Source organism: Streptomyces sp. NPDC041713 (assembly GCF_055591085.1).
Map to the genome: position 1 here is coordinate 312,837 of NZ_JBVIZY010000003.1, position 24,383 is coordinate 337,219.

Annotated in this window: 21 protein-coding genes and 1 tRNA gene; 9 read left to right on the forward strand and 13 right to left on the reverse strand. The window is 70.8% G+C overall.

The window, feature by feature from the left end:
- Positions 1–104 precede the first annotated feature (104 nt).
- The 5 genes from ACZ6CV_RS11005 to dnaK all read right to left on the reverse strand — a co-directional run bounded on the left by ACZ6CV_RS11005 (position 105) and on the right by dnaK (position 4,953).
- Positions 105–611 (reverse strand): hypothetical protein, encoded by a 507-nt coding sequence (locus tag ACZ6CV_RS11005; RefSeq protein WP_469250540.1) that lies wholly within the window; start codon positions 609–611, stop codon positions 105–107.
- 85 nt (positions 612–696) lie between these two features.
- A complete protein-coding gene (locus ACZ6CV_RS11010; RefSeq protein WP_355811350.1) occupies positions 697–1,149 on the reverse strand; it encodes a heat shock protein transcriptional repressor HspR in 453 nt (150 codons plus the stop codon).
- A gap of 4 nt (positions 1,150–1,153) precedes the next feature.
- Positions 1,154–2,347 carry a molecular chaperone DnaJ gene (dnaJ, locus tag ACZ6CV_RS11015; protein WP_362374276.1) on the reverse strand — a complete coding sequence of 398 codons (1,194 nt, stop codon included), beginning with the start codon at positions 2,345–2,347 and terminating at the stop codon, positions 1,154–1,156.
- 42 nt (positions 2,348–2,389) lie between these two features.
- Complete coding sequence (grpE, locus tag ACZ6CV_RS11020; RefSeq protein WP_362374274.1) at positions 2,390–3,091, reverse strand: nucleotide exchange factor GrpE; 702 nt, start codon at positions 3,089–3,091, stop codon at positions 2,390–2,392.
- A complete protein-coding gene (gene dnaK / locus ACZ6CV_RS11025; RefSeq protein ID WP_358709972.1) occupies positions 3,091–4,953 on the reverse strand; it encodes a molecular chaperone DnaK in 1,863 nt (620 codons plus the stop codon). Before dnaK ends, grpE begins: the two co-directional genes overlap by 1 nt.
- Positions 4,954–5,209: 256 nt before the next feature.
- Here dnaK and ACZ6CV_RS11030 point away from each other — a divergent pair, with 256 nt between their 5' ends.
- Positions 5,210–7,378: a (Fe-S)-binding protein gene (locus tag ACZ6CV_RS11030; protein ID WP_469250541.1), complete on the forward strand. Its 2,169-nt coding sequence runs from the start codon at positions 5,210–5,212 to the stop codon at positions 7,376–7,378.
- Between the two features lie 5 nt (positions 7,379–7,383).
- Here ACZ6CV_RS11030 and ACZ6CV_RS11035 read toward each other — a convergent pair whose 3' ends face one another.
- Genes ACZ6CV_RS11035 through ACZ6CV_RS11045 form a run of 3 tightly spaced genes read right to left on the reverse strand, consistent with a single transcriptional unit; the run spans position 7,384 to position 9,889 of the window.
- On the reverse strand, positions 7,384–8,175 hold the full coding sequence (locus ACZ6CV_RS11035) for an ABC transporter permease (protein ID WP_469250542.1): 792 nt from the start codon (positions 8,173–8,175) through the stop codon (positions 7,384–7,386).
- Entirely contained in the window at positions 8,172–9,173 is a 1,002-nt protein-coding gene (locus ACZ6CV_RS11040) for an ATP-binding cassette domain-containing protein (protein ID WP_469250543.1), read from the reverse strand. Before ACZ6CV_RS11040 ends, ACZ6CV_RS11035 begins: the two co-directional genes overlap by 4 nt.
- A gap of 44 nt (positions 9,174–9,217) precedes the next feature.
- Complete coding sequence (locus ACZ6CV_RS11045; RefSeq protein ID WP_469250544.1) at positions 9,218–9,889, reverse strand: DUF4097 family beta strand repeat-containing protein; 672 nt, start codon at positions 9,887–9,889, stop codon at positions 9,218–9,220.
- A 256-nt stretch (positions 9,890–10,145) separates the two neighbouring features.
- On the opposite strand from ACZ6CV_RS11045, the gene ACZ6CV_RS11050 reads away from it, so the two are divergent.
- The 7 genes from ACZ6CV_RS11050 (at position 10,146) to ACZ6CV_RS11080 (ending at position 21,123) form a co-directional block, all read left to right on the forward strand.
- Positions 10,146–10,871 carry a GbsR/MarR family transcriptional regulator gene (locus ACZ6CV_RS11050; protein ID WP_469250545.1) on the forward strand — a complete coding sequence of 242 codons (726 nt, stop codon included), beginning with the start codon at positions 10,146–10,148 and terminating at the stop codon, positions 10,869–10,871.
- A gap of 2,079 nt (positions 10,872–12,950) precedes the next feature.
- Complete coding sequence (locus ACZ6CV_RS11055; RefSeq protein WP_469250546.1) at positions 12,951–14,489, forward strand: FG-GAP repeat domain-containing protein; 1,539 nt, start codon at positions 12,951–12,953, stop codon at positions 14,487–14,489.
- Between the two features lie 125 nt (positions 14,490–14,614).
- Entirely contained in the window at positions 14,615–16,048 is a 1,434-nt protein-coding gene (locus ACZ6CV_RS11060) for a VCBS repeat-containing protein (RefSeq protein WP_469250547.1), read from the forward strand.
- Positions 16,049–16,277: 229 nt separating this feature from the next.
- Positions 16,278–17,765: an FG-GAP-like repeat-containing protein gene (locus ACZ6CV_RS11065; RefSeq protein WP_469250548.1), complete on the forward strand. Its 1,488-nt coding sequence runs from the start codon at positions 16,278–16,280 to the stop codon at positions 17,763–17,765.
- A gap of 70 nt (positions 17,766–17,835) precedes the next feature.
- Entirely contained in the window at positions 17,836–18,225 is a 390-nt protein-coding gene (locus ACZ6CV_RS11070; protein WP_469250549.1) for an FG-GAP repeat protein, read from the forward strand.
- Positions 18,226–18,413: 188 nt separating this feature from the next.
- Entirely contained in the window at positions 18,414–19,928 is a 1,515-nt protein-coding gene (locus ACZ6CV_RS11075) for an FG-GAP-like repeat-containing protein (protein WP_469250550.1), read from the forward strand.
- Positions 19,929–20,088: 160 nt separating this feature from the next.
- A complete protein-coding gene (locus ACZ6CV_RS11080) occupies positions 20,089–21,123 on the forward strand; it encodes a Yip1 family protein (RefSeq protein ID WP_469250551.1) in 1,035 nt (344 codons plus the stop codon).
- Positions 21,124–21,220: 97 nt separating this feature from the next.
- Here ACZ6CV_RS11080 and ACZ6CV_RS11085 read toward each other — a convergent pair whose 3' ends face one another.
- From ACZ6CV_RS11085 to ACZ6CV_RS11095, 3 genes are all read right to left on the reverse strand, one after another.
- Positions 21,221–21,727: a phosphoribosyltransferase gene (locus ACZ6CV_RS11085; RefSeq protein WP_358711268.1), complete on the reverse strand. Its 507-nt coding sequence runs from the start codon at positions 21,725–21,727 to the stop codon at positions 21,221–21,223.
- A gap of 8 nt (positions 21,728–21,735) precedes the next feature.
- Entirely contained in the window at positions 21,736–22,311 is a 576-nt protein-coding gene (gene dcd, locus ACZ6CV_RS11090; RefSeq protein WP_362376648.1) for a dCTP deaminase, read from the reverse strand.
- 88 nt (positions 22,312–22,399) lie between these two features.
- Positions 22,400–22,558 (reverse strand): hypothetical protein, encoded by a 159-nt coding sequence (locus tag ACZ6CV_RS11095; RefSeq protein WP_355812619.1) that lies wholly within the window; start codon positions 22,556–22,558, stop codon positions 22,400–22,402.
- Positions 22,559–22,876: 318 nt separating this feature from the next.
- Here ACZ6CV_RS11095 and ACZ6CV_RS11100 point away from each other — a divergent pair.
- Positions 22,877–22,950: transfer RNA gene (locus tag ACZ6CV_RS11100), tRNA-Gly, on the forward strand.
- Between the two features lie 50 nt (positions 22,951–23,000).
- Here ACZ6CV_RS11100 and ACZ6CV_RS11105 read toward each other — a convergent pair.
- Both ACZ6CV_RS11105 and ACZ6CV_RS11110 read right to left on the reverse strand, forming a co-directional pair.
- Positions 23,001–24,170: a tyrosine-type recombinase/integrase gene (locus ACZ6CV_RS11105; protein WP_469250553.1), complete on the reverse strand. Its 1,170-nt coding sequence runs from the start codon at positions 24,168–24,170 to the stop codon at positions 23,001–23,003.
- A complete protein-coding gene (locus tag ACZ6CV_RS11110; RefSeq protein ID WP_469250554.1) occupies positions 24,170–24,382 on the reverse strand; it encodes a helix-turn-helix domain-containing protein in 213 nt (70 codons plus the stop codon). Before ACZ6CV_RS11110 ends, ACZ6CV_RS11105 begins: the two co-directional genes overlap by 1 nt.
- Between the last annotated feature and the right edge of the window lies 1 nt (position 24,383).

Genomic DNA, 24,383 nt, shown 5'->3' on the forward strand with positions numbered 1-24,383 from the left:
CGTCCACCGACCACGGCGGGGCCTCGCCGCGACGGGCGCCCCGGTCGTTTACTCCCCCGTAGGCGGCCGGGGTGCTGCGCGGACGGCGTCAGCCGGCCGTTTACTCAGGCGTCCACCCACTCCCGCAACAGCCCCTCCCGCTCCGCCGCCCGCGGCGTCCCGCCCTCGTGGGTGCGGCCCCAGGCCGACATCGCCGCCAGCGTGGTCAGGAGCGTGCCCGCGCCCTCCGTCAGGCGGGCCAGGAGGGCGCGGGAGAGGTCGTACTCCGTGCGGGAGTAGCCGACCGCCGGGGCCGTGTACGCCGTCAGCTCCGTGGTGGCGTCCGCCGCGTCCGTGATCCGTACCGTCATCGTCGGCGCCTCGTCGCCGCCGCCCAGGCCCAGCGTGAGCGCCATGTCGAACGCCGCGCCCACGTGCCGCTTCAGGGACTTCACCGGCGCGTGCTCGACGGCCAGCGCGTGCACGTCCTCCCACGGCCACATGCCCGACTGGCGGTCGCCCAGGGCCAGTACGCCCTCCGGGGTCAGCCGGACACCGGGAGCGAGGCCGGCCGGCTTCGCGCCCACGTACACGTCGCCCTCGGCGATCCAGAACAGCCCCACCATGGCCATGGCCAGCCCCACTCCCCGTAACCCGGATACAACGATGCGGGGCCGGGAGGTTGCCACCTCCCGGCCCCGCACAAGCCTACGAAACCTACTGCTCGGTCGCCCGCTTGGGACGCCACACCACCAGCGCGCTCGCCTGCTGCACGTCCTGGTAGGGGACGAGGTCGCGACGGTACGAGGCGTGCACCGCCGCCTCACGCTGCTGCATGGCCGCGGCGGCTCCCTCCACGGCCGCGGAGAGCTCCGCGATCCGCGACTGGAGCGCGGTGACCTGGTTCTCCAGCTCGATGATCCGCTTGATGCCGGCGAGGTTGATGCCCTCTTCCTGCGACAACTGCTGCACCGTGCGCAGCAGTTCGATGTCGCGGGCGGAGTAGCGTCGGCCGCGCCCCGCGGTCCGGTCCGGCGAGACCAGACCGAGGCGGTCGTACTGCCGCAGGGTCTGCGGGTGCAGACCGCTCAGCTGGGCGGCCACCGAGATGACGTACACCGGTGTCTCGTCGGTGAGTTGGTACGGATTGCGACGGCCGACCCTGTCCATGGGGTCACGCTCCCTTCGCGGCCTGGAACAGTTCTGCCCGCGGGTCGTCGCCCGCAGTCGCCTTGCGGTAGGACTCCAGTGCTTCCTTCGCCCCGTCGCTCAACGACGTCGGGACGGAGACCTCCACCGTCACGAGCAGGTCGCCCCTGCTGCCGTCCTTGCGGACCGCGCCCTTGCCGCGGGCCCGCATCGTACGACCGTTGGGGGTGCCCGCGGGGAGCTTCAGGGTGACCGGCGGGCCGCCCAGGGTGGGCACCTTCACCTCGCCGCCCAGCGCCGCCTCGGGATACGTCACCGGCACCGTGACCGTGAGGTTGTCGCCCTTGCGGCCGAAGACCGGGTGGCTGTCGACGTGCACCACCACGTACAGGTCGCCGGCCGGGCCGCCGCGCTCGCCGGGCGCGCCCTTGCCGCGCAGCCGGATGCGCTGCCCGTCCGAGACGCCCGCCGGGATGCGCACTTGCATCGTGCGCGACGACTTGGCGCGGCCGCTGCCGCCACAGGTGTCGCAGGGGTCCTGGGCGATCAGCCCGCGGCCCTTGCAGTCCATGCACGGGTCGGTGAGGGAGAACCCTCCGCCGCCGCCCCGCGAGACCTGGCCCGTGCCGACGCAGGTCGGGCACACGCGCGGCGTGCCGTTCTTGTCGCCGGTGCCGGAGCACGCCTTGCAGGCGGCCTGGGAGGACATGCGCAACGGCACCGTCGCGCCGTCGACCGCCTCCGTGAAGCTCAGCGTGACCTCGGACTCGATGTCCTGGCCGCGCCGCGGCTGCGTCCGCGCGCCGGCCCCGGCACCCGCGCCGCCGCGGTTGAACAGGCCCCCGAAGACGTCACCGAGGCCGCCCCCGAAGCCGCCGCCGGCCGCTCCACCGCCACCCGGGGCGCCGCCTCCGAAGAGGTCGCCCAGGTCGAAGTTGAACGAACCGCCGCCGCCTCCGGGGCCCTGCCGGAATCCGCCGTTGCCGAAGAGAGCACGCGCTTCGTCGTACTCCTTGCGCTTCTTGGGGTCGCCGAGGATGTCGTTCGCCTCGGAGATCTCCTTGAAGCGCTCCTCCGCCTTGGTGTTGCCCTTGTTGGCGTCCGGGTGGTTCTCGCGGGCGAGCTTCCGGTACGCCTTCTTGATCTCGGCTTCGGTGGCGTCCTTGGGGACGCCGAGGACCTTGTAGTAGTCCTTCTCGATGAAGTCCTTGGTGCTCATCCTCGACGCACCCCCTTCCGGTTGTCCCTCGTCGGTTCAGCGTCAGCCCTCGTCCGGGCCACCGCTGTCCTTCTCCGTCGGCTCGGCCGACTCGGTGTCGGCCTCGGCCGTCTCGCCCTTGACCGTCTGCGCGCCGGGCTGCGGCTCGGCGACGGCCACCCGCGCGGGGCGGATGGTGCGCTCGCCGATGCGATACCCCGGCTGCAGGATCGCGACGCACGTCGTCTCGGTGACGTCCGGTGCGTAGCTGTGCATCAGGGCCTCGTGGATCGTCGGGTCGAAGGGCTCGCCCTCCTTGCCGAACTGCTGCAGCCCCATCTTGGCGACGACGGTCTCCAGGGACTCCGCCACCGACTTGAAGCCGCCCACCAGCTCGCCGTGCTCACGGGCGCGGCCGATGTCGTCGAGGGTGGGGAGGAGCTCGGAGAGGAGGTTCGCCGAGGCGATCTCCTTCACCGTCACCTTGTCCCGCTCCACCCGACGGCGGTAGTTCTGGTACTCGGCCTGCAGCCGCTGGAGGTCCGCGGTGCGCTCGCCGAGCGCGGTGCGCACCTGGTCCAGCTGGGCGGTCAGGCCCACGTCCTGGGCGGACGTCTTGCTGCTTTCCGCGTCCCCGGCCGGGGCCGCCGCGCCCTCCTCGGTGGAGGGCTCGGCGGCCTTCGGCGCGGCGTCATCAGAGGTGGCGCCAGAGGGGACGTCGGGCTTCTCGGCGCTGTCGCCGAAACCCGGGGTCTCCTCGGTCATCAGGCAGCGCCACCCTTCGCGTCACCGGGCTTCTCGTCGTCCACGATCTCGGCGTCGACGACGTCGTCGTCGGCCTTGGCGTCGGCGTCCGGGCCGGGGGCCGCGCCCTCGGCGCCCGCGCCGGCGGCCTGGGCGTCGGCGTACATGGCCTGGCCCAGCTTCTGCGAGACGGCGGCGACCTTCTCGGTGGCGGTGCGGATCTCGGCCGTGTCGTCGCCCTTGAGCTTCTCCTTCAGCTCGCCGACGGCGGTCTCGACCTCGGTCTTCACGTCACCCGGGACCTTGTCCTCGTTGTCCTTGAGGAACTTCTCGGTCTGGTAGACGAGCTGCTCGCCCTGGTTGCGGGACTCGGCGGCCTCGCGGCGGGCGTGGTCCTCGTCCGCGTACTTCTCGGCCTCCTGGCGCATCCGGTCGACCTCGTCCTTCGGCAGCGAGGAGCCGCCGGTGACGGTCATCTTCTGCTCCTTGCCCGTGCCCAGGTCCTTCGCGGTCACGTGCATGATGCCGTTGGCGTCGATGTCGAAGGAGACCTCGATCTGCGGGACGCCGCGGGGCGCCGGGGGCAGGCCGGTCAGCTCGAACATCCCGAGCTTCTTGTTGTACGCCGCGATCTCGCGCTCGCCCTGGTAGACCTGGATCTGCACGGACGGCTGGTTGTCCTCGGCCGTCGTGAAGATCTCGGAGCGCTTCGTCGGAATCGTGGTGTTCCGCTCGATGAGCTTGGTCATGATGCCGCCCTTGGTCTCGATGCCGAGGGACAGCGGGGTGACGTCGAGGAGCAGGACGTCCTTGACCTCGCCCTTGAGGACACCGGCCTGGAGCGAGGCGCCGATGGCGACGACCTCGTCCGGGTTCACACCCTTGTTGGCGTCCTTGCCGCCGGTGAGCTCCTTGACGAGCTCGGCGACGGCGGGCATGCGGGTGGAGCCACCGACGAGAACGACGTGGTCGATCTCGGAGAGCTGGATGCCCGCGTCCTTGATGACGTTGTGGAACGGCGTCTTGCAGCGTTCCAGGAGGTCGGACGTGAGCTGCTGGAACTGGGCGCGGGTGAGCTTCTCGTCCAGGTGCAGCGGGCCCTCGGCGGAGGCCGTGATGTAGGGCAGGTTGATCGTGGTCTCCGTGGAGGAGGACAGCTCGATCTTGGCCTTCTCGGCTGCCTCGCGCAGGCGCTGGAGCGCCATCTTGTCCTTGGCGAGGTCCACGCCGTGGCCGTTGTTGAACTGCTTGACCAGGTAGTCGACGACGCGCTGGTCCCAGTCGTCACCACCGAGGTGGTTGTCGCCGTTCGTCGCCTTCACCTCGACGACGCCGTCGCCGATCTCGAGCAGCGAGACGTCGAAGGTGCCGCCACCGAGGTCGAAGACCAGGATGGTCTGGTCGTCCTTGTCGAGGCCGTAGGCCAGCGCGGCGGCGGTGGGCTCGTTGACGATGCGCAGGACGTTCAGACCCGCGATCTCACCGGCCTCCTTGGTGGCCTGGCGCTCGGAGTCGTTGAAGTACGCCGGGACGGTGATGACCGCGTCGGCCACCTTCTCGCCCAGGTACGACTCGGCGTCGCGCTTCAGCTTCTGCAGGATGAACGCGGAGATCTGCTGGGGGTTGAACCCCTTGTCGTCGATGTCCACCTTCCAGTCGGTGCCCATGTGGCGCTTGACCGACCGGATGGTCCTGTCGACGTTGGTGACCGCCTGGCGCTTGGCTACCTCGCCGACCAGCACTTCACCGTTCTTCGCGAAGGCGACGACGGACGGCGTGGTCCTGGCACCCTCGGCGTTGGTGATGACGGTGGGCTCGCCGCCTTCGAGAACGCTGACGACGGAGTTAGTCGTGCCCAGGTCGATGCCGACCGCACGTGCCATTTCGATGCCTCCAGTGACTTCTTGAGTGGAACTGACTCAAGGATGCATGAGCGCTGCGCTTGCGTCAACAGAAGTGAGTCGAGGGGGCTCAACTCTTATCCCGCGCTTACGCGCAGGTAGGGCGCTGACCTCGTTCCCCGCGCCCCTCGCGGGGCGCTCCCGACGCGGATCGGCTTGCGCTGGCTACAGTGCGGCGGAGTGAGCGGGGACTCTCCGTTCCGTCGTCGTTCGTCCCCACAGGCCCGTGGAGCCCCCCATGCAACTCGCCGCGATCATCGTGTCGCTGGTCCTCATCGCGGTCGGTGTCGCGCTGTTCTGCCGTGCCGTCGTGCAGATCTACCGGTTCGTACGGCTCGGTCAGCCGGTGCCCGCCGGGCTGCGGACCGACGATCCCGGCCGCCGCACCGTCACCCTGGCCAAGGAGTTCCTCGGCCATACGCGCATGAACAAATGGGGCGTGATCGGCTTCGCGCACTGGTTCGTTGCCGTGGGCTTCTTCACGCTGCTCCTGACCATCGTCAACGCCGTCGGCCAGCTCTTCCGTGCCGACTGGATCCTGCCGGTCATCGGCGACTGGGCCCCGTACAACGTCTTCGTCGAGTTCATCGGCACGATGACCGTGCTCGGCATCCTCACGCTGATCGCCGTACGGCAGCTGAACCGGCCCGACAAGGCGGGCCGCAAGTCCCGCTTCGCGGGGTCCAAGACCGGCCAGGCGTACTTCGTCGAGGCCGTCATCCTCGTCGTGGGTATCTGCATCTTCACGCTGCACGCCCTGGAGGGCGCCCAGCACCACGTCGACGGCTACGAGGCCTCGTTCTTCCTCTCGTACCCGTTCGTCTCCTGGTTCTCCGGGATGGATCTCTCCACCCTGCAGAACCTCACGTACTTCTTCGCGGGCCTGAAGATCGCGACCTCCTTCATCTGGATGATCGTGGTCGGCCTCAACACCAACATGGGCGTGGCCTGGCACCGCTTCCTGGCCTTCCCGAACATCTGGTTCAAGCGCGAGGCGGACGGCGGCACGGCGCTCGGCGAGCTGCAGCCGATGACGTCCGGCGGCAAGCCGATCGACTGGGAGGACCCCGCCGAGGACGCGGTCTTCGGTGTCTCGCAGGTGGAGCAGTTCTCGTGGAAGGGCCTGCTGGACTTCTCCACGTGCACGGAGTGCGGGCGGTGCCAGTCGCAGTGCCCCGCCTGGAACACCGGTAAGCCGCTCTCGCCGAAGCTGCTCATCATGTCCCTGCGCGACCATGCGTATGCGAAGGCTCCGTATCTGCTCGCCGGTGGCGAGAAGTCGATGGAGGCGGAGCGTCCGCTGATCGGGACGGTCGAGGAGAACGGGGTCATCGACCCCGACGTCCTGTGGTCCTGCACGACCTGTGGCGCGTGTGTGGAGCAGTGCCCGGTCGACATCGAGCACGTCGACCACATCGTCGACATGCGCCGCTACCAGGTCATGATCGAGAGCGCGTTCCCCTCCGAGGCCGGAACGATGCTCAAGAACCTGGAGAAGAAGGGCAACCCCTGGGGCCTGGCCAAGAAGCAGCGCCTGGAATGGCTCAAGGAACTCGACTTCGAAGTCCCCGTCGTCGGCAAGGACATCGAAGACCTCACCGAAGTCGAGTACCTGTACTGGGTGGGTTGTGCCGGCGCCTTGGAGGACCGCGCGAAGAAGACCACCAAGGCCTTCGCCGAACTCCTGCACATGGCCGGCGTCACGTTCGCCATCATGGGCGGCGACGAGAAGTGCACCGGCGACTCCGCACGCCGCCTGGGCAACGAACCGCTCTTCCAGCAGCTCGGCCAGGAAAACGTCATGACGCTGAACGCCGCGTTCGGTGAGGACGCGGAGTACGAGTCGACCAAGAAGCCAAAGTCGGCGAAGAAGATCGTCGCGACCTGCCCGCACTGCCTCAACACCCTGGGCAACGAATACCCCCAGCTCGGCGGCGACTACGAAGTCATCCACCACACCCAGCTGCTCCAGCACCTCATCGACGAGGGCAAACTCATCCCCGTCACCCCCGTCGAGGGCCTGATCACCTACCACGACCCCTGCTACCTGGGCCGCCACAACAAGATCTACACGCCCCCGCGCGAGATCATGGACAAGGTCCCCGGCCTGCGCCAGCAGGAAATGCACCGCCACAAGGAACGCGGCTTCTGCTGCGGAGCCGGCGGCGCCCGCATGTGGATGGAAGAACGCATCGGCAAACGCATCAATGACGAGCGCGTCGACGAAGCCCTGTCACTCAACCCCGACATCGTGTCGACGGCCTGCCCCTTCTGCCTCGTCATGCTCACCGACTCCGTCAACGGCAAGAAGAACGACGGCGCCGCCAAGGAAACCCTCCAAGTCGTCGACGTCGCCCAACTCCTCCTCGACTCCGTGAAAACACCGGTCGAGGCGCCGGCCGAGTAAGCGGCCTACCGGGGGTCGCGGTTGAACCTCGACGTCGACCAGAAGTAGCCGAGCACCGCGAGTCCGACGCACCAACCGATCGCGAGCCAGCCGTTGTTGCCGATCTCGCCGCCGAGCAGCAGCCCGCGCAGGGTCTCGATGGCGGGGGTGAACGGCTGGTATTCGGCGATCGGCTGGAACCAGCCCGGCATCGCGTCGACCGGCGTGAACGCGCTGGAGAGCAGCGGCAGCAGGATCAGCGGCATCGCGTTGTTGCCGGCGGCCTCGGCGTTCGGACTGACCAGGCCCATGCCGACCGCGATCCAGGTGAGCGCCAGGGAGAAGAGCACCAGCAGCCCGAACGCGGCCAGCCACTCCAGGGCGGAGGCGTCGGTGGAGCGGAAGCCGATGGCGAGGGCGATGGCGCCGACGAGCACCACGCTCATGACCGACTGCAGCACGCTGCCGACGACGTGCCCGATGAGCACCGAGGGGCGGTGGATCGCCATGGTGCGGAAGCGGGCGATGATCCCCTCGGTCATGTCGTTGGAGACGGAGACCGCGGTGCCGATCAGGGTGCTGCCGACGGTCATCAGCAGCAGGCCCGGGACGACGTACGCGATGTACGCGGCGCGGTCGGCGCCGCCGTCGCCGATCCCCGAGCTCATCGCGTCGCCGAAGATGTAGACGAAGAGCAGCAACAGCATGACCGGGGTGAGCAGCAGGTTCAGGGTGAGGGAGGGGTAGCGGCGGGCGTGCAGGAGGTTGCGGCGGAGCATGGTGGAGGAGTCGCGCAGGGCGAGGGTGAGGGAGCTCATCGCAGGGCCTCCGTGGGCTGTTGGGTGTGGGTGTCGCCGGTGTGGGTGTCGGCGGTGTGGGTGTCGGCGGTGTGGGTGGTGTCGCCGGTCAGGGCGAAGAAGACGTCGTCGAGGTCGGGGGTGTGGAGGGTGAGTTCGTCGGCGTGGATGTGGGCGGTGTCGAGGCGGTCGAGGAGGGTGCGCAGGGCGTGCTGGCTGCCGTCGCTGGGGAGGTGCAGGGTGAGGGTGTCGTCGTGGTGGGTGGCGTCGTGGAGGGTGTCTGCGGCGGTGCGGTAGGCGGCGGGGTCGGTGAAGCGCAGGCGCACGTGGCCGCCGGGGATGCGGCGCTTGAGTTCTTCGGGGGTGCCGTGGGCGGCGATGGTGCCGTTGTTCAGTACGGCGATGTGGTCGGCGAGTTGGTCGGCTTCTTCGAGGTACTGGGTGGTGAGGAAGACGGTGACACCGTCGGCGACGAGGGCGCGGATGATCTGCCACATGGTGTGGCGGGAGCGGGGGTCCAGGCCGGTGGTGGGTTCGTCGAGGAAGATGATGCGGGGGTCGCCGACGAGGGTCATGGCGATGTCGAGCCGGCGTTTCATGCCGCCGGAGTAGGTGGCGGCGGGTTTTCGGGCGGCGTCGGTGAGGTCGAAGCGGGCGAGGAGTTCGGCGGCGGTGCGGCGGCCTTCCCGCTTGGGCAGGTGGTGCAGGTCGGCCATGAGGAGCATGTTCTCCTCGCCGGTGATCAGGTTGTCGACGGCGGAGAACTGGCCGGTGACGCCGATGGTGGCGCGGACGGCCTGGGGGTGGGTGGCCAGGTCGTGGCCGGCGACGTGCAGGTCGCCGGAGTCGGCGCGGATGAGGGTGGACAGGATCTTCACGGCGGTGGTCTTGCCGGCGCCGTTCGGGCCGAGCAGGGAGAAGACGGTGCCTTCGGGGACGGCCAGGTCGATGCCGTCCAGGACGACTTTGTCCCCGTAGGACTTGCGCAGCCCGTGCGCCGCGATGGCCAGGTTCGTCATGGTGGTTGTTCCCTTTCGAGCTGCGAGGGGCGGGCTTCGGTGGCTCAGAGGCTGCGGGCGGAGATGTCGCCGTAGGCGGTGGTCGCGTGGATGCTCAGGCCGGCGTCGGCGCCCTCGGAGTTGCGGAGCGCGTTGTGGATCCGGCCGTACGTGGTGCCGGCGTCCAGCGAGGCGGAGACGCCGCGGGCGGCGCCGACCGAGATCTCACCCGCTTCGGTACGGAGTTCGACGGTGCCGCGGACGGCCTCGGCGATGCGGAGGTCGCCCTTCATCGTGCTGATCTCCGCGGATCCGGTGAGGCGGCCCACCGAGACGTCACCGGCCATCAGGGCGAGCCGGGCGCCGGCGGCCTCGTCGAGCTTGACGGTGGCCTGCGCGCCCTCGAAGTCGACGTCGCCGAGGCGCCCGACGCCGCGCAGTTCGGCGGCGGCCGCCTTGGCCTCGACCCGGGAGCCGGCGGGCAGTTGGACGGTGACCTCGACGGAGCCGGAGCTGCCGAGGAGGCGGTTCTTGGGCGCGGCGGCGGCGATCCGCAGCACGCCGTCGGCGTACTCGACCGCGATCCGCTCCGCCGCCTTGACGTCCTTGCCGTTCGAGGCGTCCGCGGGGCGGACCTCGACGGTGGTGTCGGACCGGTCGGCGGCGATGAACTGGAGGCGGCCCGCGGGGATGTCGAGGACGGCGGAGATGGTGGCGGGTGTGTCGAACTTCTGCATGGTGTTGTGCTCCTTGGCTGGGCTGTGTTGCGCTTCGGCGGTGGACGCCTCGACGTTTCCGATGAGTGAAACGCTACGTTGCCTTTCCGTACTCGGCAACGAGCCCGTTGCACTGAGTACCCATACATGCAGCTCAGCTGGCACATTTCATTGCAACGGAAGGAAATCTAACGCAACGCTCAAGGGTCGTTGCGTTGCAATGACTGAGTATCGAACGCTATGCTGCCGGTATCGCAGACGTATCGAGGAGGCCGTGATGCCGGGAGGCAGACTCACTCAGCAGGAACGCCGGCAGATCGCGCTGGGCCTGGCCGACGACCTCGCCTACGCGGAGATCGCCCGCCGCCTGGACCGCCCCACCTCGACGGTCACGCGCGAGGTGATGCGCAACGGCGGTCCCGCCGGTTACCGCGCCGATCTGGCCCACCGCGCCACGGAGCAGCGCGCCCACCGGCGCAGGCAGGCCCCGGCCCGGGGCGCGCAGGCGCCCGCGTCCTCGCGCGGACGGGACGAGGAGGCGGTGCGGGAGTACGAGGAGGTGCTCGCCACCGTCTTCATGCAGTCGGGTCTGCCCAAGATGACCGCACGGGTCCTCGTCGCCCTGTTCACCACGGACGAGGGCAGCCTGACCGCGTCCGAACTCGTCCAGCGGCTGCAGGTCAGCCCGGCGTCCGTCTCCAAGGCGATCGCCTTCCTGGACAGCCAGGGCCTGGTCCGCCGGGAGCGTGACGACCGGCGCCGCGAGCGGTATGTGGTCGACAACGACGTCTGGTACCAGTCGATGATCGCCAGTGCGCGGGCCCACGCCACGCTCGTGGAGACGGCGCGGCAGGGGGTGGCGATCCTGGGCCCGGACACCCCGGCGGCCACCCGCCTGGAAAACGTCGCCCGCTTCGTCGACTTCGTCTCGGAGAGCCTTGTGCGGGCGGCGGAACAGGCGCGGGGCGTTCTTTACGCGACGTCGGAGCGGGGCTCGGTCTGATCGGTGACGTTGCTGGGCCGGTGCCTTTGCCGGCGGGGGCGGGGCCGCCCGGTTCATCGTGGGCGGGGGCCACGGTCAGGGCTGGGCCCGGGGGTCACCCTTCGGTGGGCCGGTGCCTTGGATGGTGACCGGGGCCGCCCGGGTGTGAGCGGAGTGTGGCGCCTCCGGGCCGGCAGTAAAGGGCGCCCTACGGGCGTCGGCTCCGCCGATTCCGCTCCGCTCCACCCTTGACTCCCGCCCCTCCACCGCGACTTGACCCTCGACCCGGACGGCCAGGGGTGAGGCGGCGGGCGAGGCTGGGTTGGGTCATCCCCTCTCGCGGCCGGGTGCGGCCCGGCCCATCGTGGACGGGCGCCACGGTGCGAGCCCGGCCAGCCGCCCGGCATCGCCGCTCGGGCCATCCGCTCTCGCTGCCGAGTGCGGACCGGCCCATCGTGAGCGGACGCCACGGTGCGAGCTCGCCCAGCCGCCCGGCTTCGCTGCTCGGGTCATCAACTTTCACTGCCGGATGCGGACCGGTCCAGCGTGGGTCGACCCCCCGGTGCGTGCTCGGCCAGCCGCGCGGCCACGCTGCTTGGGCCATCGCCTTTTGACGCCGAGTGCCGACCGGCCCATCGTGGGCGCGGGCCAGGGTTGAGGCTCGGCCGTCTATACGGCATCGCTGCCCGGGGTCATCGGCTTTCGCCGCCGGGTGCGGACCGGCCCATCGTGGGCACGGGCCACAGTGCGGGCTCGGCCAATTGCGCGGCTTGGCAGCTCGGGTCGTCAACTTTCATCGCCGGGCGCGGTCCGGCTGATCGTGAGCGAGCCCCACGGTGCGGGCTCGGTCCGCCGCCCGCCTCGCTGCTCGGGCCGTCGCCTCTCGACGCCGAGTGCGGCCCGGCCCATCGTGGGCGGGCGTCAGGATGGCGGATCGGTCCGCTCGGGTCATCAGCCTCTTCGCGGCCGAGTGGCAACCAGCCCATCATGGGCGGACGTCAGGCTCCGGGCGCGGCCACCCGGCTCGGGTCGTCGGCTCTCGTGGTCGGGCACCTACTTTGGCAAAGTTGCGAATTGAGGGGCCGCGCGCCCCCTCACCACACCCGATGCGCCCCCCCCCGGGGACGTAAGTCCGCCCTCTGGCGTCAGGCCCGTCCGCACCCCCATCCTTCCCCCTCCGTTACCTACTTTGGGAAAGTTGCGAAGCAGATGGCCGCGCGCCCCCCTGCCACGCCCCGCGCGCCGCCCGGCGGGTGGGCCGATCGCAGGATCCGGCCCCTCCGCCGAACCCGGTAGCCCCACTGAACTCATCTGTCCCACACACCTCACGCGCCACCAGCCCCCACCAACCCCACCTCCCGCAGAGCAGCCACCCACCCCATTTACCTCGGCGGATGGGGCGATTCCGGGGGAGCTTGGGGTGTGACAGGGGGGGCGCGCGGCATATTCATTCGCAACTTTCCCAAAGTAGGTGCCAGACCCCCAGAGGCGGCAGCCCCCTGTCCACGGGCAGCACATTGAGGGTGCCCTCTGCCAACGATGGACCGGACCGCACCCGGCCGTGAGAGCGGATGGCCCGAGCGGCGATGCCGGGCGGCTGGCCGAGCGCGCACCGAGGCGCCCGGCCACGATGAGCCGGACCGCACCCGGCAGCGAGAGCGGATGACCCGAGCAGCGTCACCCGTCGGCCCCACCCCTGGCCGTCCGGGTCGAAGGTCAAGTCGCGGTGTAGGGGCGGGAGTCAAGGGTGGAGCGGAGCGGAATCGGCGAAGCCGACGCCCGAAGGGCGCCCTTTACTGCCGGCCCGGAACCGCCACACTCCGCAAAACCCCGGGCGGCCCCGGCAACCAGCAAAGGCACCGGGCCACCGAAGGGTCACCTCCGGGCCCAGCCCCGACCGTGGCCGCCGCCCACGATGAGCCGGCCCGCACCCGCCGACCCGGAGGCGCCACACTCCGCTCACACCCGGGCGGCCCCGCCCACCGAAGTCCCGCCCCGGGGCGTAATGGAAACGGGACCCCGCCCGTCTTATGCCCGGCGAGGGAGGGGAGCATCATGGGCTGGTTGTGTCTGGCGAGGTGGTCGGGGCGGGTGAGGGGCATGCGGAGTGCCGGGATACGCGGTGCAGGGGGCACGCGGAGTACGCAGGGCGCGTGGGATACGCGGGGCACGCCGGGTACTCCGGGCACTCCGGGTACGCCGGGTACGCCGGGCACTCCGGGTACGCCGGGTACGCCGGGTACGTCGGGTACGTCGGGTACGTCGGGTACTCGAAGTACGGGACCCCGTACCCGCCACCCCGCCCTCCTCGGAGCCGCCGCCACCCTCAGCTGCGTCCTGATCCTCGCCGGCTGCGGCGGCGGAGACGGGCACGGCTCCGGCGCGAAGGACGGCCGCAGTCACCCCGTCGGCCCGGCAGGCAAGGGCCCCGCCCAACGCCCCGTCCCGCCCGGCAAGGGCAGCAAGGTCGACGACGACTTCAACGGTGACGGCGCCCGCGACCTCGTACTCGACGACCTCGTGCACCGCGACCACGGCGACGACGCGGGCATCGGCATCGTCTACGGAGGCAAGGACGGACTCGTCCCGGGAGCGAGGCAGTTGCTCAGCGCCCACGCCAACGGCGCCCGCACCAAGGACGAGCTGCCCGCCGCCTTCGAGTCCGAGGCCTCCTGCGACCTGGACGAGGACGGCTTCACCGACCTGATCGTGTCCACCGACCCCCCGTACGACGGCCAGGGCCGCCCACCCGTGCCGCTGCAGGTCCTCTTCGGCTCGCCCAAGGGCCTGACCGGCAAGGCCGTGAAGCTGCGCGTGCCCGCGCAGGCACGCTTCGGCAACGACTGGCCGGACCAGCCCGTCTGCGGCGACTTCGACGGCGACGGCGCCCACGACATCGTCCTGCACGCGAGCGAGGCCAAACTGAGCTTCCTGCGCGGCCCGTTCAAGCGGACCGGCGCACCGCGCGCCGCGGGCAAGCCCGTCACCGGGCCCGGCAACAACCTCGTGTCGGGCCGGGCCACGGACGTGGACGGCGACGGCTACGACGACGTACTCGTACGCAAGGCCGCGAACGCCTCCGGCGCCGCCGTCAGCGCCCTCGTCCTGGGCGGCCCGAAGGGACCCGGCGAGACCGGCGTGCTCTTCCCGGCGGGCACGGACGTCGCGTTCGGCCGCTTCGGCCGGGGCAAGGGGACGGACGCCGCCGTCGCCTCGCCGAAGGGCATCGCGCTGCGGTACGAGGTGCCGGGCACCCTGCGCGACACCCTGGAGGCCAAGAACGTGTCGGTCGACGCGGGCGACCTCGACGGGGACGGCCTGAGCGAGCTCATCATCAGCGGCGAGGGCAGCGGCAGCGGAGGCGGCGCGGGCGACGTACGGGTCCTTAGGGGACGTACGGCGGGGCTCGCCCCCAACGCCACGGCGCTCACCCGGCCCGCCGCCAAGGGCACGACCCAGGTGCTCCAGGTCGCGGACTTCGACGGCGACAAGCGGGCCGACCTGGTGGTGCGCACGTATCGCGGGGACAGCGCGGACACCGTGGCCGTGTATCCCGGCCGGGAGAGCGGTGAGTTGATCTCGCGGGACGCGCAACTGACCTTTTCGACAGCGGAGTTCCTGGCGCTGAGCGACAAATGAGGGGCCGGGGGGGCAGGCGCCGCGTCACCCTCCCCAAACGCACAAACGCACAAACGCACAACCCTTCGTACGCCCCACGAGTCACACCCCCGTAAGCCCAGCCCCACCCCCTTCCGGGAGTCACCGTGCGCGTACGAAATCTGGCCGTCACCACCACCGTCGCGGCCCTCGCCGCCACGGGCCTGACGCTGCCCCTGGCCGGTACGGCGAGCGCCGCGCCCTCGAAGATCCGCGCCGACTACAACGGCGACGGCTTCGTGGACCTCGCCGTCGGCGTGCCGGGCGCGACGGTGAACGGCAAGGCCAAGGCCGGATACGTCAACGTCGTCTGGGGCGGCGCGAGCGGCCTCGGCAAGCACGGCTCCACCACCGTCAGCCAGGCCACCGCCGGCGTGCCCGGCACCGTGGAGGCGGGTGACGGGTTCGGATTCGCCGTCGCCTCCGACGACATGAACGGCGACGGCTACAGCGACCTGGTCGTCGGAACGCCCGACGAGGACACCGACATCGGCCTGAGCACCGGCACCATCGCCGTCGTCTGGGGCGCCGCCACCGGCTTCAAGGGCGGCTTCACCGCCGCCAACGGCAACTTCGGGGACGCGTCGTACGGGGCGCTGCTCGCCACCGGTGACTTCGACAAGGACGGCGACAAGGACATCGCCCTCAACTCCCACTTCGACGAGTCCAGTTCGGTCGTCGTACGCTCCGGACCCTTCACCGCGGGCTCGTCCGCCGCGCTCTCCCGGGTCGACGGCTGGCACTTCGCGGGCCCCGCCGCGCTCGCGAGCGGTGACTTCGACGGGGACGGCGGCGACGACCTGGCGATCTCGTACCACGGCATGGAGACCAACGGCACGAGCGTGCTGAGCCGCGCCTCCGGCGAGTGGAAGGAGACGTGGGGCACGTCCGACCGCAGCGACAGCGACCTCGTCGCCGGTGACTTCGACGGGGACGGCACCACCGACCTCGCCGTCGGCGACGTCCGGCCCAACCCCGAGACCGAGGAGACCCTCTGCCCCGACCGGCTCGGCGGCGCGATCCTCACCGTCTACGGCAAGCGGGGCGGCACGCTCGGCGACGGCGGCACCTCCTGCACCACGCAGGCCTCCCCCGAGGTCGGCGGCACCGCGGAGGCCGGCGACAACTTCGGCGCGCACCTCGCGGCCGGCAACCTCGACCGCGACGGCATCGACGAGCTGATCGTCGGCGCGGACGCGGAGGCCGTCGGCGACGCGGGGAACGCGGGCACGTACTGGGTCCTGGCCTCCACCGGCACGGGCAAGCCCCTGGCGGGGCCCGCCTTCAGCCAGAACTCCGCGGGCGTCGCGGGCACGGCGGAGGCGGACGACCACTTCGGCGCGGCCGTTTCGGCGGGCGACTACAACGGTGACGGGTACCCGGACGTGGCGGTGGGCGCGCCCGGTGAGGACGCGCGGAAGGGCGGCGTCTGGTACGCGCCGACCCCGAAGGACGGGCCGAAGCCGCCGGTCACGTCGGTGACGCCGGCCAAGCTTTCGCTCGCGGGGGCGCGGGAGTACGGGATGGTTCTTGGGCGGTGAGGTGGTGAACCGGTGAGTCGGTGGCCGTCTTGTCACCGGCTTCGCCGAGTTCGTCCTCAAACGCCGGACGGGCTTAATATCCCTGCCGCCGCGCCGGACGGGCTGAATATCCCCGCCTCAGCAGACTGCACCCCCAACTCACCCGCCCCATACAACCCTTGCTCCCCTCCAGCGGTCTCCCCTTCGTCGACCACCCCCTACCCATCGACCTCGCCGCAGGAGACCCCGCATGGCCACGCACAAGCGCACCTCCACCCCCGCCCGTTCCAGACGCGGCCGCCTCGCCGCGTCGACGGTCGTCGCCGCCGCCCTCACCGGCGGACTGCTCACCGTCACGGCTGCCTCGGCGTCCGCCGCGCCCGCCGAGCCGCTGCCCTCGCACGAGGCGGACTTCAACGGCGACGGCGTCGCCGACCTCGCCACCTCCGCGCCCGGCGCCAACGTCGCGGGCAAGGACTCGGCGGGCCAGGTCACCGTCACGTACGGCGGTACGACCCTGCGCCACAAGACCTTCAGCCAGAACAGCGCGGGCGTCCCCGGCTCCGCCGAGAAGGGCGACGGCTTCGGCTCGGACACCGCGTACGGCGACTTCGACCGCGACGGCTACGACGACCTCGCGGTCGGCGCGCCCGGCGAGGACGTCGGCAGCGACACCGACGGCGGCACCGCGCAGATCCTGTGGGGCTCCGCGAGCGGCCTCACCGGCGGCACGACCGTGCAGGACCCCCGGCCGTCCGGCCACGACTTCTTCGGCGGGCCCATGGAGGCCGGCGACTTCGACGGCGACGGCGCCACCGACCTGGCCATCGGCGCCCGGTCCGGCGCGGCCACCATCGACGTCCTCAACGGTGACATCTCCCGTACGCACGGCACCGGCGAGAGCCGCTACACGGTCAAGCCGGCCATCATCAGCGGCGAGGGCGCGGGCCCGTTCAACCTGCACTCCGGCGACGTGAACGGCGACGGCAGGGACGACCTGATCGTCGACGGCTACTCAACGGCCGACGACTACAACGCCAACCTGTGGGTGCCCGGCACCCCGGACGGCCTCAAGACCGCCCAGCAGCAGCGGCTGCCCGGTGGCCTGATCACCGACGTCGGCGACACCGACGGCGACGGGTACGGCGACATCGTCATCGGCCTCCAGTGGGACGACGAGATCGCGGGCGCGCACAAGGGCGGTTCGGTGCACGTCGTGCACGGCGCCGCGAACGGCCCGTACGGCGACACGCAGGTGTTCACGCAGGACAGCGCGGGCGTGCCGGGCACGGGTGAGAAGGGTGACTCGTTCGGCACCGAGCTCGACCTCGGCGACATCAACGGCGACGGCCATCTCGACCTGGTGGTCGGCGCGGCGGGCGAGGACCTCGACGGCGTCGTGGACGCGGGCGCGGTCACCGTCATCTACGGCGCGGCGGACGGCTCGGGCCTGTCCACGCGGGGCGCGGGCTTCCTCGACCAGAACACGCCGGGCGTCCCCAACTCCAACGAGACGTACGACTTCTTCGGCTCGGACGTCCACGTGGACGACCTGAACGGGGACGGGCGGGGCGACGTCACGGTCGGCGCGTCCGGCGAGAACGGCGAGAACGGCGCGATCTACCCGCTGACCAGCAAGGCGGACGGCACCCTCGCGGGTACGTCGGGTGTCTACACCTCGACGGTGGGCATCTCGGCGACGGGCCGCCCCCGCCTCGGCTCGAACTTCGCGGACTGACCCGACCCGCCCCCACCGGGCCCGCGCCTCTTCCGACGCGGGCCCGTCCTCCTCCACCTCGGAGCCCTCCGTGCGCGCACGCACCCCGGGCGAGAAGCTCGGTTCCGCGCGGTCCGCGGGCACGGTCGTCATCGTGCCGGGCGGCCCCCAAGGCCCCACCGGCGCGGGCTCGTTCACGCTCTCTCAGGACTCGTCCGGCGTACCCGGCACCGCGGAGCGCGAGGACCGCTTCGGCACGACGGTCCACTTCGCCGACCTCACCAAGGACGGCCGCCCGGAACTCGTGGTCGGCACCCCCGGCGAGATCGCCCCCGGCTCGACGCGGAACACGGGCGGCGTCTGGGTCTTCAAGGGCACCGCGTCCGGACTGATCCTCGGTACGTCGTACGACGTCATGGCCGGCTCGGTGGGCCTGCCTACGACGAGGGACACGGCGTGGGGTTCCGTACAGGCGCCCTGAGGGCCGCTACCCCGACCGCCCTGAGGGCCGGTACTCCGGTCGGCCTGAGGGCCGGTAACCCGGTCGGCCTGAGGGGCGAATCCCCGGCCGGGAAGGGACACGTACCGCACAACCCTCCCCCACCCCCGCCCGTCCAACAGCTGAAGCCCACCAGAACGTACGTACCCGCACCGAGAGTCGGAGCCCCCATGCGTCCCCGCCCCCGCCACCTCGCCCTCGCCGCCGCCACCGCGCTGGCCGCCACCGGCCTCGCTCTGCCCCTCACGGCCACCACCGCGACCGCGGCCCCCGCGGCACCCTCCACCCCCGCGGCTCCCGCCGCCTCCGCCGCCCCCACGAACCGCGTCGAGAGCGACTTCGACGGTGACGGGCGGGCCGATCTCGCCGTCGGCGTGCCCTCCGGCACCGTCGACGGCAAGGCGAGGGCCGGATACGTGAGCGTCCTCTTCGGCGGCGACGACGGCACCAACCCGCACAACGTGCGCCGCATCACCCAGGCCACCGTCGAGGTACCCGGCACCCCGGAGGCCGACGACCGGTTCGGCTCCGCGCTCACCACCGCGTACATCGACGACGACCAGTACGCCGACCTCGTCATCGGTGCCGCGGGCGAGGACATCGACGCCAAGAAGGACGCCGGTTCCGTCACCGTCCTGTACGGCACCGGCGACGGCTTCGCCCTGGCCAACACCGCGGCCCGCGGCGCGAAGTCCGGCGACGCGTACGGAAACGCCCTGACCGCCGCCGACTTCACCGGCGACACCGACGTCGACCTCGCGATCGGCGGCACGGACCAGGTCGTCTTCAACGCCAACCCGTACACCGCCGACACCACGCCCGTCATCACGCGCCCCATGGGCGGCCGCGCCCCCGTCATGACGACCGGCGACTTCGACTCCGACGGCCACCCCGAACTCGCCGTCGCCTACTACAAGCAGAGCCCCCAGTACACGCAGTCCCACGTCCAGCTCTACCGCTACGACCGCGAAAACGAGTACGAGGGAGACTTCGGCCTCACCTGGAGCAGCGACAACAGCGCCGCCAACGCGCTCGCCACCGGCGACTTCAACGGCGACGGCCACGACGACCTCGCCCTCGGCAACTGCCGCGAGATCGCCGACGAGAACATCGACGACCCGTGCGGCCCCGAGGAGACCGCCAACGGCGGCGGCATCCACATCCACTACGGGGACGGCGACGGCCTCGTCTGGGAGGGCCAGACCCTCAACCAGGACACCCCGGGCGTCCCCGGCGTCGCCGAGAAGGGTGACGACTTCGGCAACGCCCTCGCCGTCGCGGACCTCGACGGCGACGGCCGCGACGACCTGATGGCCGGCGCCCCCGGCGAGGCCATCGGCAGCGCCGCCCGCGCGGGCGCCGTCACCGTCCTCAAGGGCGGCAAGAACGGCATCCTCGACGCGAACGGCACGGCGGCCGGCGCGCTCTCGTACCAGCAGAACTCCCCCGGCGTCCCGGGTGCCGCCGAGGCCGGCGACACCTTCGGCGCGGCGCTCGCCACCGCCGACCACGACGGCGACGGCCACCCGGACCTCTCCATCGGCTCGCCCGGCGAGAACGCCGCGTCGGGCGGCGTCTGGGAGTTCCCCTCCGGCGCGCCCGGCGGCCTCGCGATCACCCCGAACTCCATTGACCTTCCCGCGTCCTTGGACCCGGAGGCGTACGGGGCGGTGCTCGGCCGCTGACACGGGCGGGGCGGACGGGGCGGACGGTGCGGGTGGGCCGGAGAGCTCCCACCCGTACCCCTCGGGGTCCCCCCCTAGGGGTTGTCACAGGTCGGCCGCAAAGCCGGTCTCCTCCGGAGGAGGGACGACCCCACCCGCCGAGACCAGGTACGTTCGATTCGTGGCTGGATTCAGGATCGGACGCGGCCGGGACAACCGCGCCCCGCAACCGCAACAACAACCGCGGCAGCAGCCGTACGGACAGCAGGCCCCGCAGGGCAGGCAGCAGGCCCCACAGGGTCGGCCGCAACCCCCGCAGGGCAGGCAGCAGCCGTACGGCTACCCGCCCGCGCCGTCGCATCCGCAGCAGCAGTACGGCGGAGGCGGTCCGCAGTACGGCGGAGGCGGCCCGCAATACGGCGGCGGAGGCGGCGGTCAGCAACAGTGGCCGCAGGCCGGCGGCCACCAGGGCGGCCACCACGGCAACCACGGTGAGCCGGAGTACTTCGGCGGCCCCGACGACCAGGGCCACGGCCAGGGTCCCGGCGGCCAGGGCGGCTACGACCCGTACGCGGCCAACAACCCCGGACACACCCAGGCCTTCTCCATCGGCGAGGACCCCTACACCCAGGGCGACACCTACCGCGCCGGCCAGGCGCCCGCGCCCCCCGTGGGCCCCCGCCTGCACTGGAAGGACCTGCTGCGTGGCATCGTGCTGCGCCCCGGACCCACCTTCCTCCAGATGCGGGACTACGCGATGTGGGGCCCCGCCCTCATCGTCACGTTCCTCTACGGCGCGCTCGCGATCTTCGGCTTCGACGACGCCCGCGAAGACGCGATCAACGCGACGCTGTCCTCGGCGGTCCCGTACGTCCTGACCACCGGCGTCGCGATCACCGTCAGCGCCTTCATCCTGGGCGTGGTCACCCACACCCTCGCCCGCCAGCTCGGCGGCGACGGCGCGTGGCAGCCGACGGTCGGCCTCTCGATGCTGATCATGTCGCTGACGGACGCGCCGCGCGTGGTCGTGGCGATGTTCCTGGGCGGCGGCGAGACGTTCGTCCAGCTGCTCGGCTGGCTGACCTGGATCGCGGCGGGCGCGCTGCTGACGACGATGGTCGCGAAGTCCCACGACCTGCCGCTCCCGAAGGCGCTGGGCGCGTCGGCGATCCAGCTGCTGGCGATCCTGTCGATCATCAAGCTGGGCACGTTCTAGCGACCTGCGACGGACGACGGACACGGGAAGGGCCCCGGCGGACTACGGTCCACCGGGGCCCTTCCACGTACCACGCCCTGGGCGCCGCGCCCCGCCCTCAGGCGTCGAGAACCTGCCCCGCACGCCGTACGACGGGCGGCTCGACGCTCCACGGGAAGTTGATCCACTCGTCGGTGCGCTTCCACACGTACTCGCACTTCACCAGCGAGTGCGACTTCTCATAGATGACGGCGGACCGCACCTCGGCGACGTGGTCGAGGCAGAAGTCGTGCACGAGCTTCAGCGTCTTGCCGGTGTCGGCGACGTCATCGGCGATGAGCACCTTCTTGTCGGTGAAGTCGATGACGTTGGGGACGGGCGCGAGCATGACCGGCATTTCCAGGGTGGTGCCCACCCCGGTGTAGAACTCCACGTTCACGAGGTGGATGTTCTTGCAGTCGAGCGCGTACGCGAGACCGCCGGCGACGAAGACACCACCGCGGGCGATGGAGATGATCACGTCGGGCCGGTACCCGTCGTCGGCGATGGTCTGCGCGAGCTCGCGCACGGCGCCGCCGAACTTCTCGTAGTCAAGGTTCTCGCGGTTCTCGCGCACGTCACTCATGCCGCTGCTCACACCTGTGTCCGATGGAAATTGAGGAAGGAACGGGAGGCGGTCGGCCCGCGCTGCCCTTGGTAACGCGACCCGTACCGCTCCGAGCCGTACGGCTCCTCGGCGGGCGAGGTGAGCCGGAACATGCACAGCTGCCCGATCTTCATGCCCGGCCAGAGCTTGATCGGCAGGGTCGCCAGATTCGAGAGCTCAAGGGTCACGTGCCCGCTGAACCCCGGGTCGATGAACCCGGCGGTGGAGTGCGTGACCAGCCCGAGCCGCCCGAGGCTGGACTTCCCTTCGAGCCGGCTGGCGAGATCGTCGGGAAGGCTGATGACCTCGTACGTGGAGGCGAGCACGAACTCCCCGGGGTGGAGGATGAACGGCTCGTCGCCCTCGGGCTCCACGAGCCGCGTCAGGTCGGCCTGCTCCACGGAGGGGTCGATGTGGGGGTAGCGGTGATTCTCGAACACCCGGAAGTAGCGGTCCAGCCGCACGTCGATGCTCGAGGGCTGCACCATGGATTCGTCGTACGGGTCGATCCGCACCCGTCCGGAGTCGATCTCGGCCCGGATGTCCTTGTCTGAGAGAAGCACGCACCGAGGATACGCAGAGCGCGCGGGCCCGCCCCAATCGGACGGGCCCGCGCGCGCTCTCGTTACCGCTGCGGCAGTGCCGCTACCGCTACCGCTTCTGCAGGGACACCGGCACGGCGTGCCGGAGCCGGGCGCAGCGCGGACAGCGGATGAGCCGGCCAGGACCGAGCCGGTCCGCCTGCTGCATCGGGAACGACGTGGTGCTGAAGACGTGCCCTTCGGCACATCGGACGACGGTGCGGTCCATCAAGTCCTCGAGTCCCTTCCCCGGTCGTGGGTGAGCTCGTACGTACCCGTACGTACCCGTACGTCGTACGGACCCGTACGCACCCGTACTCACTCGTCTCTCGCTCGCCTCCGAGCCGACGACGAAAGCCCACATTACGGTATGAAAGGGACGCCACTCCAGGCGGCACGACCGCGATCCACGGTACGCCCCAACTCCCCGCGCCCGCACGGCGCATCCACCCCGCGGACAGCACTCGGGCCCCGCGGCGGAGGCGCCCGGGGCCCGTGATGAGGTAGAGTGTGCGACGGTACGACACCGCTTACGGCGGCGTATTTCGCGGGTGTAGTTTAGTGGTAGAACATCAGCTTCCCAAGCTGAGAGTGCGAGTTCGATTCTCGTCACCCGCTCCACGAAGAAGGCCCAGGTCATCGACCCGGGCCTTTCTGCTGTCCGCTTCCGCTCAGCCGTCGCGTGCCACATCCGTGCCAGATGCCTGATCATCCGGCTTCCGTGCCACAGCCCGGCGAGCCTTCCGAACACTCCGATCGAGCATCCCCGCGACCTCCTGCTGACGCTCCTCCTCGGAGTGCTGGTAGATCATCGCCGCCTTCTCGGACGACTGGCCGGCGCGGACCATCGTGTCCTTCAGGGTCGCGCCGGATCGGGTCGACAGGGTGTGCCCGGTGTGGCGGAGATCGTAGAACCGGAAGTTGTCGGGCAGGCCGACAACCGCCCGCGCCTTGCGCCAGTACTTCCCGAAGGTGCTCCGGCGGAAGGGCGCTCCCCGATCACCGACGAAGACGAGACCGTTCGGTCCTTCCTCGGCGAACGACTCCATATGCCAGCGAACCTCACGCTCAAGGAACGCGGGCAGGTAGATCGTGCGGGTACCGGCGTCCGACTTGGTGTCGCCGGGCGCGCGTCGCCCGTTCGTCCTCTCCGGCTCGGCGGTCCGCACCGTGATGCGCAGCGCGTCGAGGTCTACGTCCCGGCGCCGGAGCCCGGCCAGTTCTTCGGGCCGGGTCGGGCCGTAGGCGCCGAGGTAGACCATGAGACGCCACCGCATCCCCACCGCTTCAGCGAGGGCATCGACCTGCGCGACGGTAGCCGTGGGCCGTTCCTGGGCCTTCTCGGCACCGGCTCCCTTGATCCGGCACGGGTTGCGGCGGATCAGGTCGTCATCGACGGCGGTCTCCATGATGGCCTTGAGGAGGCGGTACGCCTTGGCCGTCGCTGTCTTGGCCCCAGTGCGGAGACGCTCGGTGCGCCAGGTGCGGACGCGGGGCGCGGTGATCTCGTCGAGGTCGTCATCACCGAAGGTCGCCAGAATATGACCATCTAGGAGGTACCGGTACAGGTCACGGGTAAGCACGCCGAGCTCGCGTTCCTCCACCCACTTGTTCGCATAGTCCCGGAAGTTGACGGCTCCGGCTTCCGGGTCCCGCCAATCGCCCCTGCGGATCTCCGTCTGCTTCTCCGCAAGCCAGTCGTCAGCGTCGTGCGTCGTCTCGAAGGTGTACGGAGCCGGGCGCATCACGCCGTCTGGTCCCGGATAGCGCGCCTGGTGGCGCCCAGAGGGGAGTTTCCGGATCGCACCGAATCGGCGGCGCCTTCCCTTGTCATTGGCCATCAGGCAGCCCTCCCATAGCGAGCGCGGGAACGCCTGCGCGGCTCAACCGTGTGAGCGGCGACGAACTCGCGTACGGCACTCTCGGGGATGCGAACATGTCGGCCGACCTTGACGTACGTGATGCGTCGTTCCTCGATCAAGCGTCGGGGGAAGCGGACGGACGTGCCGAGGATCTCGGCGACCTGGTCGACACTGAGATAGCGGTCGTTCATT

What these genes read in the sequence shown, in the direction of transcription:
- ACZ6CV_RS11005 (WP_469250540.1), bottom strand. Translation starts at nt 611, where the DNA reads ATGGCCATGGTGGGGCTGTTCTGGATCGCCGAGGGCGACGTGTACGTG.
- ACZ6CV_RS11010 (WP_355811350.1), bottom strand. Translation starts at nt 1,149, where the DNA reads ATGGACAGGGTCGGCCGTCGCAATCCGTACCAACTCACCGACGAGACA.
- dnaJ (WP_362374276.1), bottom strand. Translation starts at nt 2,347, where the DNA reads ATGAGCACCAAGGACTTCATCGAGAAGGACTACTACAAGGTCCTCGGC.
- grpE (WP_362374274.1), bottom strand. Translation starts at nt 3,091, where the DNA reads ATGACCGAGGAGACCCCGGGTTTCGGCGACAGCGCCGAGAAGCCCGAC.
- dnaK (WP_358709972.1), bottom strand. Translation starts at nt 4,953, where the DNA reads ATGGCACGTGCGGTCGGCATCGACCTGGGCACGACTAACTCCGTCGTC.
- ACZ6CV_RS11030 (WP_469250541.1), top strand. Translation starts at nt 5,210, where the DNA reads ATGCAACTCGCCGCGATCATCGTGTCGCTGGTCCTCATCGCGGTCGGT.
- ACZ6CV_RS11035 (WP_469250542.1), bottom strand. Translation starts at nt 8,175, where the DNA reads ATGAGCTCCCTCACCCTCGCCCTGCGCGACTCCTCCACCATGCTCCGC.
- ACZ6CV_RS11040 (WP_469250543.1), bottom strand. Translation starts at nt 9,173, where the DNA reads ATGACGAACCTGGCCATCGCGGCGCACGGGCTGCGCAAGTCCTACGGG.
- ACZ6CV_RS11045 (WP_469250544.1), bottom strand. Translation starts at nt 9,889, where the DNA reads ATGCAGAAGTTCGACACACCCGCCACCATCTCCGCCGTCCTCGACATC.
- ACZ6CV_RS11050 (WP_469250545.1), top strand. Translation starts at nt 10,146, where the DNA reads ATGCCGGGAGGCAGACTCACTCAGCAGGAACGCCGGCAGATCGCGCTG.
- ACZ6CV_RS11055 (WP_469250546.1), top strand. Translation starts at nt 12,951, where the DNA reads ATGCGGAGTGCCGGGATACGCGGTGCAGGGGGCACGCGGAGTACGCAG.
- ACZ6CV_RS11065 (WP_469250548.1), top strand. Translation starts at nt 16,278, where the DNA reads ATGGCCACGCACAAGCGCACCTCCACCCCCGCCCGTTCCAGACGCGGC.
- ACZ6CV_RS11075 (WP_469250550.1), top strand. Translation starts at nt 18,414, where the DNA reads ATGCGTCCCCGCCCCCGCCACCTCGCCCTCGCCGCCGCCACCGCGCTG.
- ACZ6CV_RS11085 (WP_358711268.1), bottom strand. Translation starts at nt 21,727, where the DNA reads ATGAGTGACGTGCGCGAGAACCGCGAGAACCTTGACTACGAGAAGTTC.
- ACZ6CV_RS11095 (WP_355812619.1), bottom strand. Translation starts at nt 22,558, where the DNA reads ATGGACCGCACCGTCGTCCGATGTGCCGAAGGGCACGTCTTCAGCACC.
- ACZ6CV_RS11105 (WP_469250553.1), bottom strand. Translation starts at nt 24,170, where the DNA reads ATGGCCAATGACAAGGGAAGGCGCCGCCGATTCGGTGCGATCCGGAAA.
- ACZ6CV_RS11110 (WP_469250554.1), bottom strand. Translation starts at nt 24,382, where the DNA reads ATGAACGACCGCTATCTCAGTGTCGACCAGGTCGCCGAGATCCTCGGC.